Source organism: Kineosporia sp. R_H_3, from assembly GCF_002198675.1.
In the GTDB taxonomy this organism is placed as follows: Bacteria; Actinomycetota; Actinomycetes; order Actinomycetales; family Kineosporiaceae; genus R-H-3.
Genome location: NZ_MWLL01000270.1, coordinates 1 through 18,410 on the forward strand (window position 1 = coordinate 1; position 18,410 = coordinate 18,410).

General features: G+C 75.9%; 15 protein-coding genes. 3 read left to right on the plus strand and 12 right to left on the minus strand.

What is annotated here, in order from left to right:
• Window positions 1–69: 69 nt before the first annotated feature.
• The 6 genes from ECOMGDLI_RS33410 to ECOMGDLI_RS33440 all read right to left on the minus strand — a co-directional run bounded on the left by ECOMGDLI_RS33410 (window position 70) and on the right by ECOMGDLI_RS33440 (window position 7,604).
• Window positions 70–1,731 (minus strand): cation acetate symporter, encoded by a 1,662-nt coding sequence (locus tag ECOMGDLI_RS33410; protein ID WP_088321188.1) that lies wholly within the window; start codon window positions 1,729–1,731, stop codon window positions 70–72.
• The gene (locus tag ECOMGDLI_RS33415; RefSeq protein ID WP_088321189.1) at window positions 1,728–2,069 is read right to left on the minus strand and encodes a DUF485 domain-containing protein; all 342 of its coding nucleotides are present in this window, start codon (window positions 2,067–2,069) and stop codon (window positions 1,728–1,730) included. The genes ECOMGDLI_RS33410 and ECOMGDLI_RS33415 overlap by 4 nt, the downstream gene beginning before the upstream one ends.
• Before the next feature lie 240 nt (window positions 2,070–2,309).
• Window positions 2,310–4,103, minus strand: a complete 1,794-nt coding sequence (locus ECOMGDLI_RS33420) for a cation acetate symporter (RefSeq protein WP_088321191.1) — start codon at window positions 4,101–4,103, stop codon at window positions 2,310–2,312.
• Window positions 4,104–4,109: 6 nt separating this feature from the next.
• Entirely contained in the window at window positions 4,110–4,442 is a 333-nt protein-coding gene (locus ECOMGDLI_RS33425; protein ID WP_088321193.1) for a hypothetical protein, read from the minus strand.
• 71 nt (window positions 4,443–4,513) lie between these two features.
• The gene (locus ECOMGDLI_RS33430) at window positions 4,514–5,299 is read right to left on the minus strand and encodes a LytTR family DNA-binding domain-containing protein (RefSeq protein WP_088321194.1); all 786 of its coding nucleotides are present in this window, start codon (window positions 5,297–5,299) and stop codon (window positions 4,514–4,516) included.
• Window positions 5,300–6,407: 1,108 nt separating this feature from the next.
• Window positions 6,408–7,604, minus strand: coding sequence for a sensor histidine kinase (locus ECOMGDLI_RS33440; RefSeq protein WP_088321198.1), 1,197 nt, complete (start codon window positions 7,602–7,604; stop codon window positions 6,408–6,410).
• 164 nt (window positions 7,605–7,768) lie between these two features.
• Between ECOMGDLI_RS33440 and ECOMGDLI_RS33445 the strand changes: the two genes are divergently transcribed.
• Both ECOMGDLI_RS33445 and ECOMGDLI_RS33450 read left to right on the plus strand, forming a co-directional pair.
• Complete coding sequence (locus ECOMGDLI_RS33445; RefSeq protein WP_088321199.1) at window positions 7,769–8,725, plus strand: phosphotransferase; 957 nt, start codon at window positions 7,769–7,771, stop codon at window positions 8,723–8,725.
• 99 nt (window positions 8,726–8,824) lie between these two features.
• Complete coding sequence (locus ECOMGDLI_RS33450; protein ID WP_088321200.1) at window positions 8,825–9,697, plus strand: Fic family protein; 873 nt, start codon at window positions 8,825–8,827, stop codon at window positions 9,695–9,697.
• A 9-nt stretch (window positions 9,698–9,706) separates the two neighbouring features.
• Here the strand turns inward: ECOMGDLI_RS33450 and ECOMGDLI_RS33455 are convergent, their stop codons facing one another.
• Complete coding sequence (locus ECOMGDLI_RS33455) at window positions 9,707–10,069, minus strand: VOC family protein (protein WP_088321202.1); 363 nt, start codon at window positions 10,067–10,069, stop codon at window positions 9,707–9,709.
• A gap of 45 nt (window positions 10,070–10,114) precedes the next feature.
• Between ECOMGDLI_RS33455 and ECOMGDLI_RS33460 the strand changes: the two genes are divergently transcribed.
• A complete protein-coding gene (locus tag ECOMGDLI_RS33460) occupies window positions 10,115–11,152 on the plus strand; it encodes an isopenicillin N synthase family oxygenase (protein ID WP_088321203.1) in 1,038 nt (345 codons plus the stop codon).
• On the opposite strand, the gene ECOMGDLI_RS33465 is transcribed toward ECOMGDLI_RS33460, so the two are convergent.
• From ECOMGDLI_RS33465 to ECOMGDLI_RS35140, 5 genes are all read right to left on the minus strand, one after another.
• A complete protein-coding gene (locus ECOMGDLI_RS33465) occupies window positions 11,118–13,673 on the minus strand; it encodes an EAL domain-containing protein (protein WP_088321205.1) in 2,556 nt (851 codons plus the stop codon). The genes ECOMGDLI_RS33460 and ECOMGDLI_RS33465 overlap by 35 nt on opposite strands.
• Before the next feature lie 161 nt (window positions 13,674–13,834).
• Window positions 13,835–14,860, minus strand: coding sequence for a hypothetical protein (locus ECOMGDLI_RS33470; protein ID WP_143448090.1), 1,026 nt, complete (start codon window positions 14,858–14,860; stop codon window positions 13,835–13,837).
• Entirely contained in the window at window positions 14,857–16,182 is a 1,326-nt protein-coding gene (locus ECOMGDLI_RS33475) for a hypothetical protein (protein WP_088321209.1), read from the minus strand. Before ECOMGDLI_RS33475 ends, ECOMGDLI_RS33470 begins: the two co-directional genes overlap by 4 nt.
• Before the next feature lie 351 nt (window positions 16,183–16,533).
• Entirely contained in the window at window positions 16,534–17,496 is a 963-nt protein-coding gene (locus tag ECOMGDLI_RS35135; protein WP_088321211.1) for a hypothetical protein, read from the minus strand.
• Window positions 17,493–18,410, minus strand: a 918-nt coding sequence (locus ECOMGDLI_RS35140; protein ID WP_198955420.1) for a hypothetical protein, incomplete at its 5' end; no start/stop codon positions are given. The genes ECOMGDLI_RS35140 and ECOMGDLI_RS35135, both read right to left, overlap by 4 nt.

Below are 18,410 nucleotides of genomic sequence, written 5' to 3' on the forward strand. Positions count from 1 at the left end.
GTGTGACCCGGTGGCCGGGCCGACCCGGGAGGGGGTCGACCCGGCCACCGGGTCACACGAGGTGTTGCGTCAGTGCGAGACGGCCTTCTCGGCACCGGCACCCGTGAGGGACCGGACCTCCATCTCGGCGTACTTCTCGAGGTTCGTCTCCTCGCGGCTCGTCACGCTGCCGAGCCAGCCGAGGAAGAACGAGAGCGGGATCGAGACGATGCCCGGGTTCTCCAGCGGGAAGTAGCTGAAGTCGACGCTCGTGTTCGTGATCATCGACAGGCCCAGGCCCGTCACCGGGTCGACCTTGCCGGACATGACCGGCGAGAAGACGATGAGGCCGACGGAGGAGATGAGGCCGCCGTAGATGCTCCACACCGCGCCGCGGGTCGTGAAGCCCTTCCAGAACAGGGAGTACAGGATCGTCGGCAGGTTCGCCGACGCCGCCACCGCGAAGGCCAGGGCCACGAGGAAGGCGATGTTCTGGTCCTTGGCGTAGATGCCGCCGACGATCGCGACGAGGCCGATGACGACCGCCGTCCGCCGGGCGACCTTGACCTCGTCGTCCGCGCTGACCTTGCCCTTCTTGATGACGCTGGAGTACACGTCGTGGGCGAAGGAGGCGCTCGCGGTGATGGTCAGGCCGGCGACGACCGCGAGGATCGTCGCGAAGGCGACCGCCGCGATGATGCCGAGCAGGAGCGTGCCGCCGAGCTCGTACGCCAGGAGCGGCGCGGCCGAGTTCGCCTTGCCGGGAGCGGCGAGGATCGCCTTCGGGCCGACGAGCCACATCGCGCCGTAGCCGAGGACGAGCGTGAACAGGTAGAAGCCGCCGATGAGCCAGATCGCCCAGACGACCGAGCGACGGGCCTCCTTGGCCGAGGGCACCGTGTAGAACCGCATGAGGACGTGCGGCAGACCGGCGGTGCCGAGGACGAGCGCCATCGACAGCGAGATGAAGTCGATCTTCGTGAGGTTCGAGAGCCCGTACTTCAGACCCGGGTTGAGGACGGCGTCCGCGGGGAGCGGCTCCTTCTTCGGGTTCGCGGCGGCCGCGTCACCGAGGAGGGCGGACAGGTTGACGCCCGACTTCGCGAGCACCCAGGCGGTCATGAGGCCGGCGCCCGTGATGAGCAGGACCGCCTTGATGATCTGGACCCACGTCGTGCCCTTCATACCGCCGACGAGCACGTAGACGATCATGAGGACGCCGACGACCATGATGGTGATGTTCTGGCCCGCGGTGCCCGTGACGCCGAGGAGCAGGTTGACCAGGCCACCGGCACCGGCCATCTGGGCGAGCAGGTAGAACAGCGAGACCGCGAGGGTCGAGATGGCCGCAGCGGTCCGGACCGGACCCTGGCGCAGCCGGAACGACAGCACGTCGGCCATCGTGAACTTGCCGGTGTTGCGCAGGAGCTCGGCGACGAGGAGCAGGGCGACCAGCCAGGCCACGAGGAAGCCGATCGAGTACATGAACCCGTCGTACCCGGAGACCGCGATGGCCCCGGCGATCCCGAGGAACGACGCGGCCGACAGGTAGTCGCCCGCGATGGCGATGCCGTTCTGCCGGCCGGTGAAGGCACGACCGCCGGCGTAGTAGTCCGCCGCCGACTTGTTGTTGCGGGAGGCGCGGATGACGATGACGAGCGTCACCGCGACGAACAGGACGAAGATCGAGATGTTGACGGCCGGGCTGCCGACCGACGTCGCCGCGTCCGCGGCCAGGCGCACCGCGCTCACTTGATCTCACCGCTCTCGATGTGCTCGCGGAGGCTCTCCGCCGCGGGGTCGAACTGACGGTCGGCCCAGCGGGCGTAGATCATCGTGATCGCGAACGTCGAGACGAACTGGAGCAGGCCGAGCACGAGCCCGACGTTGATGTTGCCGACGAGCTTGATGGACATGAAGTCCTTGGCGTACGCGGCGAGGAGCACGTAGGCGAAGTACCAGGTCAGGAAGAACGCCGACACGGGGAAGACGAACCGGCGGAAGTTCTTGCGGAGAACCGCGAACTCCTCACTGGCCTGCACCTCCTCGTACGACGTGCCGCTGCTGCGGCCTACAGGCGTCTGGGACACGAGACCTCCCTCTCGTCACCCGGGTGCTCCGATGCACACCGGCTTGTGATGACGCTCACTGTGCGAGCAGCGGTGACCGGGACTGAAGAGGGTTGTCACGGACGTGCGACCGGCGGTCCCGGCGTCGCGGCGATCGGGGAACCGGTCTGCGACGAGCGGTACCTCAACCGCGCCGAGTGGCGCGCGTCACAACGGTTCGCCTCTGCGCACGAACGACCACGAAGGGTGCCCGGCGGGTCCTCAGGGCTCCCGGCGGGACGGGCCCCGGTCGAGGACGAGCCGCTCCGGGGTGTGCAGCCGGACCATGGTGCGGCCGACCGACTTCGGCACGGACCGCCTGGTCAGCAGGGACACCCCGACCATGACGGCGAACGCGGTCGGCACGGTCCAGGCCGCGGGCTGCGCGAGCAGGGCCCCGAGCAGGCCGGGGGAGGAGCCGACCGACGTCGCGGCGTCGGTGAACCGCGCCCCGAAGACGATCGTCCACAGCACCGCGCCCGAGGCGAGCGAGCCGCCGACGACGAGACCCGCCACGGCGCCCGCCTTGGTCAGCCCGCGCCACCAGATCCCCAGGACGAGCAAGGGGCAGAAGGTCGAGGCGGCGACCGCGAAGGCGAGCCCGACGGTGTCGGCCAGGCTCGTGCGCAGCGTCGCGAAGGAGAGCACGATCGGGACGGCGACGGCGAGGACGGCGCCGAGCCGGAAGCCGCGGACCGTCGAGCGCAGCCGGCCCCGCAGCAGGTCCTGGGAGAGCACCCCGGCCACCGACACCGTGAGCCCGCTCGACGTCGAGAGGAACGCGGCGAACGCGCCCGCGACGAGGAGCATCGAGACCCCGGTCGCCCACGGCTCGGGGAGCATCCGGCTCGGGAGCAGGAGCACGACGGCGTCCGTGCGGCCGGTGAGCAGCAGGTCGGGGGCGTAGATCCGGCCCATCGCCCCGTAGAACGGGGTGAAGACGTAGAACGCCCCGAGCAGCCCGATGACGACGAGCGTCGTCCGGCGTGCGGCCCGGCCGTCGGGGTTGGTGTAGAAGCGGACGAGGACGTGCGGCAGGCCCATCGTGCCGAAGAAGAGGGCGAGCAGCAGCGAGTAGAGCCGGTACGTCGGGTGGTCGCGGCCCCCGGCCCCGGCGAGCGGCTGGGACCAGGTCGCGCCGTCCGCCGCCCGCACGCTCTCGACGTGCGGCACGACCGAGCCCGCGGGCAGGGTCACCTCGCTGCCGCCCTCGACGACCCGCCGCCCGGTCTCCAGGACGACCGGCCCGTCGACGCGGACGCCGTCCAGCGTGCCGCGCATCGTCACCGGCACGGCCTCGTCGACCCGCAGGCGGACGGTGTCCGGCACCCGGACCGTCGTCGCCTCCCGGACCGTCGGCGGCTGCGGCCGGGACGGGTCGGGGGCGCCGTCCGACTGCCACGCGACCGCGAGGATGAGCACCGGGACGGCGATCGCGGTGAGCTTGAGCCAGAACTGGAACGCCTGGACGAACGTCACCGAGCGCATGCCGCCCGCGACGACGTTGAGCATGACGACGACGCCGACGACGAGCGCCCCGACCCAGCGCGGCGCGCCCGTGACCGTGCGCAGGGCCAGCCCGGCCCCCTGGAACTGGGGGAGCAGGTAGAGCCAGCCGATACCGACGACGAGCATCGACGCGAGACGGCGCACGGTCCGCGAGGCGAGCCGGATCTCCGCGAAGTCGGGCAGCGTGTAGGCGCCCGAGCGGCGCAACGGGGCGGCGACGAGCGCGAGCAGCACGAGGTAGCCGGCGGTGTAGCCGACGGGGTACCAGAGGATGTCGACGCCGAACGTGAGGACGAGCCCGGCGACCCCGAGGAACGACGCCGCCGAGAGGTACTCCCCGCAGATGGCGGAGGCGTTCCAGCGCGGGCCGATCATCCGGCTCGCGACGTAGAAGTCGGACGTCGTCCGGGACAGCCGCAGGCCCACGGCGCCGACGCCGAGCGTCGCGACCGCCACGAGGATGACGGACAGGACGGCGGGCCAGGCAGCGGTGTCGGTGGAGACCACGGGCGGTCAGTTCCGCTCGACGAGCTCGGCGAAGTCCCGCTCGGTGCGCTCGGCGGCCCGCACGAGCCACCAGGACGCCGCGAGCAGCAGCGGGTAGATGGTCACCCCGAGCAGCAGCCACGGCAGCGGGACCGTGAGGATCCGGACGCTCGCCAGCCGCGGCTCGACGGTGAACAGCAGGGGCAGCGCCGCGAGGAACAGCGCGACGACCGCGAGCACCGTGAGGCCGCGCCGCAGCTGGGCCCGCAGCAGCGAGCGCATGTAGACCTCGCCGATGTCGGTCTGCTCGTCGATCTCACGGGTCGGCGGCCGGTTCGGCGGGCGGGTGGCGGCGGCCATCCGGGGGTTGGTCACCCGGACGCGCGCCGTCCGGTCCTTCCGGTCGCCGCGCCCTGCCGGCCGGGGCTCCGTCAGCGGGTCTCCCGGGTCAGGCTCGCGGCCCGGACGAGCCGGTCGCGCAGCTCCTTGGTGTGCCGGCGGCTCACCTGGAGCACCCGGTCGCCGAGCCGGACGGCGCAGCGTCCGCCGTCGATGCGGATCTCGTCGACGTGGGGCAGGGCCACGAGGGTGCTGCGGTGGATGCGGACGAAGCCCGCGGCCGCCCAGCGCTCCTCGAGCGTCGTCAGCGGGATCCGGACGAGGTGGCTGCTCGACGCGGTGTGCAGCCGCGCGTAGTCGCCGTGCGCCTCGACGAAGCGCACCTGGGAGCGCTGCACGAAGCGGGTCACCCCGCCCAGCTCGACGGCGATCGTCTCGTCCTCGGGACCGGCGTCCGCCTCGACGGGGGCCGGGCCGATCGCCTCGACGACCCGCTTGACCGCCTCGGCGAGCCGCTCGGGCCGCACGGGCTTCATGACGTAGTCGGTCGCGCGCAGGTCGAAGGCGTCGATCGCGTGCTGGTCGTAGGCGGTGACGAAGACGACCTGGGGCCGCTGGGAGAACCGGGCGAGCACGCGGGCGAGGTCGAGACCGTCGAGGCCGGGCATCTTGATGTCGCAGAAGATCACGTCGACGGGCTCGGCGTCGAGCGCCCGCAGCGCCTCGGCGCCGCTCGTCGCCGTCCGGATCGGGCCGACCCGCGGGTCCCGGGAGAGCAGCCAGGCGAGCTCCTCGCGCGCCGGTGCTTCGTCGTCCACGACGAGGGCACGCAGCGGAGAGCTCTCCGCGCGTGCCGCAGGCGTCGTCGCACCGGACATGCGCCTGAGGTTAACGGGGACCACCCGTGGTTCTGAAGGGGCAGGGGTGGTGGACCTGCGGCTCAGCCGGCGGAGGGGCAGCCGCGGGCCGTGCTCCAGCGTGCGACGGCGGCCTCCAGGGCCGCCTGCGGGAAGCCCGTCACCTCGCTGAACACGTAGGGCGTCTCGGCCTCGAGATAGAGCGCCGCGGCGGCCTCCCGCACGGACCCGTCGGGGCAGCCGTCCGTACCCTCGGTGGCGGCGAGGTCGAGGGTCGCGACGACGGCCTGCCCGGGGCCGAGGTCGTACGGCAGCGGCGGCTGCGAGACCAGCCGGAGCCCGCCGGCGTCCGGTGCCGACCGCGGGGTCACGAGGGCCGACAGGTTGCCGTGGTTGACGACCCGGACCGTCGCGACCCCGCCCCCGCCGTCCGAGGCGAGCACGACGGCCAGGTGCAGACCGGTCCGGGACGGCGGGCACAGCGGGTCGAGGACGTCGAGGACGGAGCCCCGGTCGACGACCGTGGCGAGGGCCTCGAAGCGGCGTCCCTGCCGGTCGAGCTCGATGACCCGGACCTGCGCCGGGGGCCCGCCGCGCGCCCCGCAGTCGGCGCTCACGGTCGCCGAGAGCGTCACGGAGGACTGCGGCTCCAGAGGTGCGGCCGGCGGGGTGTCGAGGGTCGCCGTCCCGAGGCCGACGAGGCCGACGTCGACGATCCGGCGCGGGACGCCGCCGCGGTTCGTCAGCTCGACGGTGGCCCGGACGTGGTCGAGGTCGCCGCCCTCGCGCCCCGCGGGGCGGACCCGCGCGAACAGCCCGGCGTCGACGGGCGGCTCGGCGGTGACGTCGGAGACGTCGTCGGCGGAGGCGGTCGGGGCCGGGCTGTTCGCGCGGGTCCGCCNCGGGGGCGTCGTCCGGGCCGCCGGTCTGCGCGAGCCCGACGCCGACGAGCGCGAGGACGGCGAGCACGGAGGCGGTCGTCGGGCCGTAGCGGTGGAGCCGGCCGCGGGGCGGCCGTGGCGCCTCGGGGGTCGCCGGGTCGTCGAGGTCGACGGCGGCGCCGCCGTCCTGCGGGGGCCGCGGCACCGCGCTCCCCGTGACCTCCCTGCTCATCCCGTGATTGTGGGCCCTAACCGGCGCGCACGCCCGGGTGGAACTTGGGCACCCGGAAGCTCACCTTCGTGCCGGCGCCCGGGGCGGTCTCGACGACGAGGCCGTAGTCGTCCCCGAAGACCTGCCGGAGCCGGGCGTCGACGTTGCCGAGGCCGACGGAGTCCGCCTCGGACTCCCCGGCGAGGATCCGCCGGACGAGCTCCGGGTCGGTGCCGACGCCGTCGTCCTCGACCCAGATGAGCGCCTCCGACCCGGCGTCCTGCGCGCCGAGGGTCACGTGGCCCACCCCGGTCTTGCCCTCGAGGCCGTGCCGGACGGCGTTCTCGACGAGCGGCTGGACGGCGAGGAAGGGGACGGCGACCGGCAGCACCTCGGGCGCGACGACGAGCTGCACCTGGAGCCGGTCGCCGAACCGGGCCTGCTCGAGCACGAGGTAGCGCTCGATGTTGCGCAGCTCGTCGGAGAACGTCGTGAACTCGCCCCCGCGGCGGAAGGCGTACCGGGTGAAGTCGGCGAACTCCAGGAGCAGTTCCCGGGCGCGCTCGGGGTCGGTGCGGACGAAGCTCGCGATCGCGGCGAGCGAGTTGTAGACGAAGTGCGGGCTGATCTGCGCCCGCAGCGCCCGCAGCTCGGCCTCCGCGGCCCGCGACCGGGACTGGTCGAGGTCCGCGAGCTCGACCTGCGCGGACACCCAGCGGGCGACCTCGTCGGTCGCCCGGACCAGACCGGCGTTCGTCTCCGGACCGTAGGCGATGAGCGCCCCGACGACCCGGTCCTCGCTCGTGACCGGTGAGACGACTGCCGTCCGGATCGGGCAGTCCACCGACCCGCAGAAGACCTCGGGGCCCTCGAGCACGACGCTGCGCCCGGTCCGCAGCACCTCGGCCGCGTGCTCGGCGGCCTGCGGGGCGTGGTGGTTGCCCGCGCCGTCCCAGGCGAGCGTCGACCCGGCGTCGGTGAGGGCGACCGCCGACGTGCCGAGCAGCGTCCGCAGGTGCTTCGCGGCCCGGCTCGCCCCGGTCGGGGTGAGCCCCTCGCGCAGGTGCGGCGCCGCCAGCCCCGCCGTGTGCAGCGTCGCGAACGTCGCCCGGTCCGCGGGCCCGCCGAGGTCGCGCCCGCGCAGGATCGCCCATCCGATGACGAGCGCCACGAGCGCCACGACGACCGTGGCCGCGACGAGCACCACCCACGGCCCGATCCCGGCTGCGCCCATGCGGTGCACCGTAGCCGCCGGAGGCAGGGGCCGGAACGGTGCGCGCGGGGCGGACGACGGNCCCGCAGCACACGCCCGCGGAACCGGACGACGGGCGGTCGGGCGGGGCGCCGAACGGGGTGGGACGCGCGTGGTGCGACCCGGGGCGCCGATAGCGTCGGTGCGTGGCTGCTGCGGACGTCCTGCCCCCGGAGGTCGTCCGCGCCGTCGTCGGCGACGGCGACCTGCTCGACGTGGTCGCGGAGCCCCTCGGCGGCGGGACGGGGGCGGTGACCGCGTCCGTCGTCCGGTTCCGCGGGCGTGTGCTGCGGGACGACGCGGTCGTGCCGTTCAGCCTCGTGCGCAAGACGGTGCGGCCGGTCACGACCGGTCGGCACGCCGCGGCCGCCGTCCGGCCGGACCACTGGGCGCACTGGCGACGGGAGCCGCTCGCCTACGCGTCGGGCCTGCTGCCGGACGGGCCGCACCTGTTCAGCCCGCGCTGCTTCGGCACGGGCGAGGACGTCGTCCACCTCGAGGACGTCACCGGCCCGGCGCCGTCGCCGGTCGAGGCAGCAGCGGCCCTGGCCCGTTGGCAGACGCCGACGCACGTCGCCCCGCCGGTGCGGCCGTGGCTGGCGGACCACCCGCTCGCCCAGCGTCTCGCGGTGACGGACCTCGACCTGGCCGCCGCACCCGACGGTTCTGCCCCCGATGCCCGGGCCGGCGCGGTGCTGCGGGCGGCGTGGACGCGGCGTCGGGCGCTCCTGGCCCGGCTGGACGACGTCCCGCGGGTTCTCACGCACGGCGACCTCGGCCTCGGGAACCTCGTGCGGGCGGACCGGGGCATCGTCGCGATCGACTGGGCGACAACGGGTACCGCTCCGGTCGGGGCCGACCTCGCGCTGCTGGTGCTCTCGCTGGACCGGCCCGCCGACGCCGTCGCCGCCGTCGCCGCCTACCTCGCGGCCACCGACCCGCGGCTCGCGCCGGAGCGGGTGCTCCTCGGTTACCGGGTCACGGCGCTCCTCACGGGGATCAGCCGGATGCACTGGATGCTCGCCCGGGGCGAGGCTCCGCCGTCCGGCTCCGCGGAGCTGCTCGCGGGTCTCGCGGACGCCCTCGGCGCCGACGGACCGTGATCGACCCGTCCGGTGGCGCCCCCGCCCGCCCGCGCCGGTGTGGCGCACGTCAAGGCCGATGCCCGGGCCGCTCGCGGCCCGGCGGCTAGGGTCGGTCGGGTGACCGACACCGCCGACGCCCTCACCGCCCTCGCCGCCCTGCCGGGCGTTCCCGAGGCGGTCGACGCGGCCCGCGAGGCGTGCACCCGGCTGCGCTGGCACAACGCGCTGCGCCGGCGCACCGAGGAGGCGCGCGCCGAGTCGGGCGTGCGCGCCGCCCGGGCGTCCGCGGCGCTCGCCGGTGCCCGGTTCCCGGTCGCGATGATCCGGGACGCCGCCCGCGGCGCGGCGACCCTGCCCGACGACCCCACGGGCCGGACGGCGTCCGGGGCGCTGCGGGCCGCGGCCGAGGCGACCCGGCTCGACGGCGTCTGGTCGACGGCCCCGATGCAGGCGCTCGCCCGGCTGCACACCGCGGCGGCCGCCGGGCTCGTGCCGGACGAGGCGCTCGGCCGCCCGCGCCGGGCCGGTGAGGCCCCGGGCGACGGCGCAGACCTGCTCACCGGCGCCGCGCCGGGCGACGTCGTCCCCGCGCCGGACGGCGGCGACCCGCTGACGGTGCGGCTCGACGGGCTCGCCGACCTGCTCCGGGCCCCCGCCGAGGCGCCGGCCCTCGTCGTCGCCGCGCTCGTCCACGCCGAGGTCATGACGGCCCGGCCGTTCGTCGTCGGCAACGGGGTCGTCGCCCGGGCGCTGTGCCGGGCCGTCGTCCGCGGCCGTGGCCTGGACCCGACCGGCGTCGCGGTCTGGGAGGTCCCGCTCCTCGTCGCCGGGCCGTCCTACCCGCTGACGCTCGCGCGGTACGCGGCCGGCACCGCCGACGGTGTCCGGGACTGGCTCGTGCTCTTCGCGCAGGCCGTCGTCGACGGCGCCGCCGAGGGTGGGGCCGTGTGCGACGCGATCCTCGCGGGCCGGCTCACGCCCGCGGGCTGACCGGCCGCGTCAGGGGTACTGGACGAGCTGGACGGCGTTCCCGTCCGGGTCCGCGACGGTCGCGAGGACGCCGCCCCAGGTCTGCGTCTCGGGTTCGCCGACCACGTCGACGCCCGCGTCTCGGAGCGTGCGGCAGGTGGCCGCGACGTCGTCGACGGCGAACGAGATCCCGGTGAAGCGGCCGACGAGCTGCGCCGCAGGGATCTCGGAGTCGTCGCCGACCTCCTCGACGACGAGGTCGCACCCGGCGTCGAAGACGGCGTAGCCGTGCTCCGGGCTGCCCGCGGACGGCCGCGCGCCCAGGACGCGCTCGTACCAGGGGGCACTACGGCCGAGGTCGCTCACGAAGACGCGGGCGGCGGCGATGCGCATGCGCGAACGCTACCGGGACGCTCGGCCCGTGCCTACGCTGCTGACGTGACGACCGGCCCCGCACCCGACGCCCCCGGCTCGCTGGCGCTCGTCGACATCGGGCCGCTGCTCGACGGGTCCGACGTCCCCGGTGTCGCCCGGCAGATCGACGCTGCCTGCCGCTCGCTCGGGTTCTTCCGGGTGACCGGGCACGGCATCGACCCCGCGCTGCTGGGGAACCTCGACCGGCTCGCCCGGGAGTTCTTCGACCTGCCGGACGACGTGAAGCAGCGGTACGCGATGGCGCGCGCCGGGTCGGCGTGGCGCGGCTGGTTCCCGGTGCGCGGCGAGCTGACGTCCGGCGTCCCGGACCGCAAGGAGGGCCTCTACGTCGGGCTCGAGCACCCGGCCGACCACCCCCGGGTCCTCGCCGGGACGCCGCTGCACGGTGCCAACCTGTTCCCGCCGGGCGGGCTCGGCCCCGCGGTCCTCGCCTGGCTCGACGCGCTGCGGCCGGTCGCCGACGCGATCCTGCGGGCGGTCGCCGTCGGGCTCGGGCTGCCGCCCGGCTGGTTCGCCGAGCACCTCACCGGCGACCCGACCGTGCTCTTCCGGGTCTTCCACTACCCGGCCCTCGCGGACAACGCCGACGCCGCCGAGTGGGGCGTCGGCGAGCACACCGACTACGGGATCCTCACGCTGCTCGCCCAGGACGACCTCGGCGGCCTCCAGGTCCGCACGCCCGCGGGCACCTGGATCGAGGTGCCGGCGGAGCCCGGCGTCCTCGTGTGCAACATCGGCGACATGCTCGACCGGCTCACCGAGGGCCGCTACCGCTCGACGCCGCACCGGGTGCGCAACGTGAGCGGGCGCGGCCGGCTGTCGTTCCCGTACTTCTTCGACCCGTCCTGGGACGCCGAGGTGACCCCGCTGCCGCTCGCCGGGTCACCGCCCGCGGAGGACGCCGGCCGCCGCTGGGACGGCGCGAGCGTGCACGCCTGGACCGGGCGGTACGGCGACTACCTGTCGGCCAAGGTCGCGAAGGTCTTCCCCGACCTGTTCGCGAGCGTCACGCCAGGACCGTCGCCCCGGCGTCCGGGATGAGCATCCCGCCCGAGGCGAGCAGCGCGTCGATCGTCGACGCGGGCGCCGGCCGGGCGAACAGGTAGCCCTGCGCCCGCTTGCAACCGAGCTCGACGAGCAGGTCGCGCTGGGCGCGGTTCTCGACGCCCTCGACGAGCACCTCGACGCGCAGCGGCCCGGCCAGCCCGAGGACGAGCGACACGAGGGCCTGGCTCGCGACCTCCTCGGTGATCGGGGTGAGGAACGACCGGTCGAGCTTGAGGACGTCGACGGGCAGCCGGTGCAGCCGGGAGAGCGTCGCGTACCCGGTGCCGAAGTCGTCGAGGGCGATGCGCACCCCGCGCTGGCGGATCCGGCGCAGCACGGCCGGGGCGTTCGAGTCGTCGACGAGTGCCGTCTCGGTCACCTCGAGCCGGACGTTCTCCGGCGGGACGCCGTGCCGCAGGCAGGCGTCGACGAGCCGCTCGGGCAGGTCCTCCGTGAGGGACATGGCGCTGACGTTGAGGCCGAGCTCGAGGGAGTCCGCGCGGCCGTCCGGGTACGCGGCCCGCCAGCGGCCCATCGCCGCCAGGGACTGCTCCATGACCCAGGAGTCCACCGCCTGGACGGCGCCGGCCTCCTCCGCGAGCCGGACGAACAGGTCGGTCGCGGCGGTGAAGCCCTCCCGGCGGCGCCACCGGACGAGCGCCTCGACGCCGGTGAGCCGGCCGTCCGAGAGGTCGACGTCCGGCTGGAAGACGACCTCGAGCTCGCCCTTGCCGACGGCGTCGACGACGTCCCCGATGAGCCGGGCGCGCTCGGTCGAGGTCGACACGGTGAGCGCGTCGAGCACGCTCACGTGGCCGTGCCCGTGGTCGCTCTCGACCTCGAGCGCGGCGGCGGCGCGGTCGAGGCAGTCCCGCGCGCCGCGCAGGGTGTCCACGGACGCGACGCCGCCCCAGGCGGCGAGGGCGATCCGCCCGCCGGGCACGGGCACCGGCTGCCGCAGCGCCTCGACGACGCGCTCGCCGAGCATCCGGGCCGCGGTGACGCCCTCCGGCACGAGGACGCCGAACTGGTCGTCACCGACGCGGGCGACCATGGCCCGGCCGTCGGAGAGGTCGTCGGTGTCGAGCACCCGGCGGACCCGGTCGGCCAGGGCGAGGACGACGCGGGCCGGTTCGGCGTCGAGGAGGACGGCCCGCCGGACGGCGCGGTCGAGGTCGACGACGACGATGCTCGCCGCGCCGGTCGCGGCGACCTGGTCGGCGGTCGCGACGAGCAGCTCGCGGTTCGGCAGGTCGGTCTCCCGGTCGTGGCTGCGCTCCCACGCGATCGTCAGCTCCGCGCTGTGCAGGGCCGTCGTCTCGGTCGTCACGGCGAGCTGCTCGCCGCCCGGCAGCGGGGTCACGTGGGTGAGGAAGCGCCGTCCGCCCTCCTCGCCGGCCGTCCACTGGACGGTGGCGGGCACCCCGGCGGCGATGGCCTGGACGAGCGCCGGCACCGCCTCGGCGTGGTGGATGACGTCGATGGCGCCGGTGTCGAGCAGGGCGCTCGCGCCGTCGAAGCTCCAGCGCCCGTCGGCGTCGACCCGCGCCACGACCGCGGGGGCGACCTCGGCGAGCGCCCGCCACCGGGTCGAGTCGATCTCGGCGCTGCGCCGGTCGCGGTCCTCGCGGAACAGCGCGACGCCGGTGAAGCACGTCGCGACGCCGCCGGCGAACATGAGCACCTGGAGGCGGAAGAGCGGCTCGGTGGACCCGAAGCTCAGCTGCGCCGCGGCCCCGAGGAGCACGGCGCAGCCGGCGAGGGCGAGGGCGGCGCGGGTGAGGTCGCGCTGGACGACGAGCGCGCCGAGCGGCACGAGGGCCAGCGGCAGGAGCACGAGCTCGACGGCCTGGACGCCGTCCGCCCAGACGATGAGGGCGGGCGTGAGGACGATGACGCACGACTGCGCGACCATCTCGAGCCGGCGCCGCCTCGGCACCCGCAGCGACAGCGAGCGCCCGGTGGCGACGGTGGCGGCGAGCAGGACGAACGCGGGCGCCAGCGTGACGACGGCCGTCGCGTCCCCGACGACCGCGGTCGCCCAGGAGCGGGTCGACCCGGCCCCGCCGATCGCGTTCCTCGCGAGGGCGCCGACGAGCGCCGCTCCGGCCGGGGCCACGACGACACCGCTCACGAGGAAGGTCGCCAGGGCGGTGAAGGACGCGTCGACCCGGGAGCCGACCCGGCGGCGGAGCACCTCGGCGGCGGCGGTGTAGATGAGCGTCGTCGCGACGTCGGCGAGCAGGACGACGGCCGTGGCCGACGTGTAGTCGCCCGGGGCGGCGAGCAGCCCGCCCGCGACCCGGGCGAGGAGCGCGACGGGCGCGCCCTTCCAGCCCACCGCGACGAGGTAGCCGAACGTGATTCCGGCCGGCGGGAACCACAGGCTCTGGGTCGTGTAGGGGCTGAGCACCAGCACGTAACCGAGCGTCGACAGTGCGGCGAAGCCGAGGGCGAGAACGGTCTGCCGCCGCAGCGCAGGGCCGTTCCAACCTGCTGAGTGGATCACCGACATAGGCGCAAGGTTAGGGGACGTGCACTGATCGTCACCTCTTATTGGTCAAGCCGATACGTGACAGTCGGTCACAGTTGTGATGAATCACCCTGATCGGGGGCACGCAGCGCCAGCGTGGCGTGCGGAGCCTCACAGTGCCCGCGGCACCGCAGGACGCCGGCTCAGCCCTCGCAGCCGTTCCGCAGCGCGACCGCGGCGGCCTGGCCGACGGCTCCCTGGTCCCAGCCCGGCAGTCGGGCGCGGGAGACGAGGCCCGGCGTCCGGACCTCGAGGGCGAGCAGGCCCTCGACCGACGGCTGACCGCCGAGCAGGCCCGGGCAGCCCGTCGCGGCAAGTCGCACGAGCAGCTGCGCCCGTGGGCCGCCGGGCTCGACGGTGACGCCGCTCGCCGGTTCGGCGGTGACCGTGAACGGGCCGTCCGTGCCGAGCCGGACGACGCCGACCCGGGCCGCGGAGGCCTCGGGGCCGGCCTCGAGCAGGATCGTCAGGCTGCCGTTCGACTGCGCCGTCATCGCGACGATCGACAGGCCCGAGGTGCCCGCGGCGGCCGCGCCGGCGGTCCCGGTGCCGTCGGCGGACGCCGGGCACGCCGCCAGTCGCAGCAGCGCCCGGAAGGACGCCTCGTCGGGGAGCGGCGCGAGCGGGGCCTCGCGCTCGGTGCCGGAGCCGTCCACGACGTCCGCGGTGAGGGTCCCGACCCGGTCCGCGCCGGGTGCGGACCGCATGAGCTCGAGCTCGCGCGCCGAGCCGCAGGCGACCTGCGCCACGGCGGTCGTCGACGCGGACGTCGCCTCCGGGACCTCGAGCGGCTGCACCGGGGTCACCGTGTCGGCGCCGACGTGCAGCCGCCGCACCGTGAGCGGGCGGCCGGAGCCGGACGCCGCGAACAGCTGCAGCCGGGCCCGGCCGGCCCCGTCGGGGACGGCGTCGCCGACCGACCACACGAGCACCCTGGCCTGCTCGAGCGCGGCGCGCCGGCCGGCGTCCCGGCCCTGGGACGCCCCCGCCGCGTGCCCGCTCCAGGCCGCGAAGAGCAGCGCCGCGACCGCGCCGCCGGCCACCGCGGCCCGGCGGCGCGACAACGGTGAGCGGCGCCCGGGCCCGGGCCCGGCCGGGCCGGGCGGTGGTGGCGTCGGGTCGTCGAGCGAGAGCTCCTCGACCGGGGAGCCCGCGCCGGCCGCGCTCACGACAGGGAGCCCGCCCTGGCGCACGACCGGACGGCGGCGGCCGCTGCCGCGGACCGCAGCGCGCCGTCGTCCCAGCCGTCGGCGTACCGGACGTTGCTCATCCGGTCGACCGTGCCCGTGATGATCGTCGGGAACTCGGGCAGGGTCGGCACCTGGGTGCGGCGGGTGCCGCGCGGGCACAGGTACGTGACCTGCAGGCGGACGAGCGTGGGCTTGGTGGCGATGAGCGGCAACCGCGGTGTCGTGGTGATCGTCCAGCCCGTCCTCGGCACCTCGAAGGTCGCGGTGTCGGTGCTGGCGCGCACCGGCCGCATGGCCGTGAAGGGTGCCGGGCCGTCGCTCTCGACGAACTGGGCGAGGGTGAACAGGGGCTGCTGCCCGTCGTCGAAGGCGGTCCCGGGCCCGACGACGAACGTCACCGAGCCGTCCGTCCGGGCGGTCACCGCGCCGACGTCGTAGCTCGGACCGGCGAACGGGTCACCGGGAAGCGCCTCGGTGCAGCGGTTCGCGACCGCGCTGATGACCGTGGCCGGGTTGGCGAGGAGCACCGGGACGTCGACGTCGTGCTTCGTCCCGGCCGGGCGGACCTCCGCGACGGAGTTCTCCAGGAGCGTGCCGTCGAACTGCGCCCCCCGCACGAGGGCCCGGACCCGGGAGCAGTCGACGGTGCCGCGCAGGAGCGTCTGCCAGGCGTCCGCGCCGTCCTTCGTCACGACCGGGGGGAAGAGCGAGAGCGTGCCCATCGGGGTGCGCAGCCGCTCGATGCGGACGTCGCCGCCGGTGCCGACCCGCCCCGACAGGGCGACGCTCACCGTGATGAGCGCGTCGCCGCGGATCGGGACGCCGGTCGCCTGGTAGTCGGCGCCCGGGTCCGCCTCGACCGCGAGGACGACGCGGGTCGCCGCGTCGAGCCGGGCCTCGGCCTGCTGGCGGGCGGACGTCGACCCGCCGAGGACGCCGACGACGAGCGCGGCGACGACGACCGCGACGAGGGTGAGCCGGCCCGGCCCGGCCCCCGGCGGACCGAGGAGCCGCTGCAGCGGGCCGGGCGGGTCGACCCCTTCGGGGGTCGCCGGTGCGTCGTCGAGGTCGAGGTCGGCGAGGTCGTCGGGCGTGCCCGCTCCCGGGTGCGCGGCGGGGGCGTCCGGGGTGGCGCCGCCGACCGGTCTGCCGGGGCGACCGGGCCGACCGGGCCCGGCCGGCGGCTCGGGGCGGTCGAGGGAGATCGTCGCGAGCAGGGTCGTCGGGGCGTCGTCGAGCGCGGCGGCGGACCCGTCGTCGTAGTCGTCCGGCGCCGTGACCCCGAGTGCTTCCCGGCTCACGACCTCATGGTGACCGGGCGGCCCCGTCTGCGCCAGAGCGGGGCCGGGTCAGCGCCTGGACGTGGCCGGATCGGCGCCGGGACGGGCGGACGGCGACGTCCCCGAGCAGGGGGACGCCGCCGTCCTGCACGACGAAGCGGTGATCATGCGCGCAACTCGCGACGCCGGGACGGGACGAGCCCGATCGGCGGGTCCGCTCGAGGACTGGCCGCGCGTGGGTGCCGCGTTCGTCGTGCCGTTCCTGAGGGTGACCGATCCGCCCTGCGGTGGACCGGTTGGCCCGATACGTCCTGTCTACTCCTGTCCGCGGCCCGGCGGAAGACCCCCGGGGGTGTGCTGCGACGGACGGCGTCAGCCCGCCCCGTCGCATGTGGCGGCCCGGGCGTCGACGAGCCAGCGGACGAGGTCCGGGCCGACGTCCGCGTACCGCGTGACGGGTGGTCCGCCCTCCGACACCCGGAGCTGGAGCCCGACCGGCACGACGCCGCGGCTCCCGGTGTCCTCGCAGGACTGCACCGGGCGGCCGAGGGTGAGGGTCCGGGGCGTGGCCGGGCCGGCGGTGCCCGTGGCGCCGTCGAGCAGGGGGACGACCCAGCCGCCGGCGCCGACCCCGAGGACCGTGGCACCGGCGGGCAGCCCCGAGACGCGCAGCTGCGCCGTCCGGCCGGAGAACCGGGCCGAGACGACGTCGACCGGTGACGCGGCGCCGTCCGGGGTCGCGGTGCGGACCGCGGCGCAGACGCCGTCGGCGCCGGCGAGCGCTCCGACCGGGACGGCCGTCACGACGTCCCCGCCGTCGAGCGTGAGCCGGACGTCGAGGTCGCTGCCGCTGCCGCTCTTCCCGCTGCAGGCCAACGGTTCCCGGGCGGCGAGGAGCCCGGTCCCGGCGGCCGGGACGACGAGCGGGAGCGTTCCGGACGTCGCCCCGCGAGTGTCGGTGCGCGGTGGCTCGAGGGTCATCGCGGCGCCGGCCGAGCGGGGCCCGCCGACGGCGAGGCCGCTCACGGTGCGGTCGCCGCTGCCGTGGTTGGCGACCGTCACGACGAGGTCGGCCGTCGCGGCGGTGCCGTCCGCCGCCGGGGCGACGGACCGCAGCGAGACCCACGCCGTGACGGCCGGGGCCGGTGGTGCGGGCGGTCCGCTCACCTCGGAGCGCAGCGCGGCCGCGGCCACGAGCGTGAGGACGGCGACGACCGTCGCGGCAGCGAGGAGCGGCCGGCGGTGCGACGGGGACGACTCGGGGGCCGTGTCGAGGTCGACCTCGGCGAGCACGGGCGGCCCGCCCGTGCGGCCGGCCGTCGCCGGCGGCGTCACGCGGCGGCCCCGGTGCGACCGCAGGCGCTGTCGAGGAGCCAGCGGGTGAACACGTCGCCGATGAGCAGCCGGACCGTCACCGGTTGGCCGGTGCCGGCGTCCACCTCGAGGTCCACGGCGCGGGGCAGGCCCGAGCGGGTCACCGACGGCTCGCACCGGCGCGGCGGGTCGAGCCAGATCGCCCGCGGCGTGCCGTCGACGGTCATCGGCAGCGGGTCGGCGCCGACCTCGATGCCACCGACGGCCACGCCGACGATGCGCGTCGTCCGCCCGGACGGTGCGACGACCGACAGCCGGAACCGGCCGTTGTCGACGAGCTCGGCCACACCGGTGCGGGGCGGGGACGCGGCACCGACGACGAGCGGGACGGCGCCCCGGACACCGCTCGCGCACAGGTCCGCGACCGCGGGGGTCGCCGCGTCGACCGGGACCTCGCGGGACCGCGCGTCGGGCAGCACGACCCGCAGCGGCGGCACCGTGAGCACCTGCGGGGACGCGCACGCGACCTCGACGGCCACCCGGACGGTGAGCCGGCCGCGCGGGCGCAGCGTCGCCCCGGACGGTTCGAGGAACCGCACCCGCACCGCACTGAACCCGCCGCCGCCGCCGAAGACCTCGAGGGGGACGTCCCCGAGGTTCGTCACCCGGACGACGAGCGTCGCGGTGAGGCTCTCGAACTCGGCGCCGCGGCCGCTCTCGGAGTCCTTGCCGCCGTCCGCCGCCGGGGCGGGTGCCCCGGCGGCGTCGGTGACCGCGACGACCGCGGCCGCCGCGGTCGCCGAGCCCAGGGCGATCTCGCGTTCCTGCGAGCGGCGCCAGGAGCCGGCGCCGTTCCAGCCGAGCGCGGCACCCGCGAGCGCGGCCACGAGGAGGACGGCGGTGGCGCGGCGGTACGGGCGGGGCCGGGTGGCCGG

What these genes read in the sequence shown, in the direction of transcription:
- ECOMGDLI_RS33425 (WP_088321193.1), bottom strand. Translation starts at nt 4,442, where the DNA reads ATGGCCGCCGCCACCCGCCCGCCGAACCGGCCGCCGACCCGTGAGATC.
- ECOMGDLI_RS33430 (WP_088321194.1), bottom strand. Translation starts at nt 5,299, where the DNA reads ATGTCCGGTGCGACGACGCCTGCGGCACGCGCGGAGAGCTCTCCGCTG.
- ECOMGDLI_RS33440 (WP_088321198.1), bottom strand. Translation starts at nt 7,604, where the DNA reads ATGGGCGCAGCCGGGATCGGGCCGTGGGTGGTGCTCGTCGCGGCCACG.
- ECOMGDLI_RS33455 (WP_088321202.1), bottom strand. Translation starts at nt 10,069, where the DNA reads ATGCGCATCGCCGCCGCCCGCGTCTTCGTGAGCGACCTCGGCCGTAGT.
- ECOMGDLI_RS33465 (WP_088321205.1), bottom strand. Translation starts at nt 13,673, where the DNA reads ATGTCGGTGATCCACTCAGCAGGTTGGAACGGCCCTGCGCTGCGGCGG.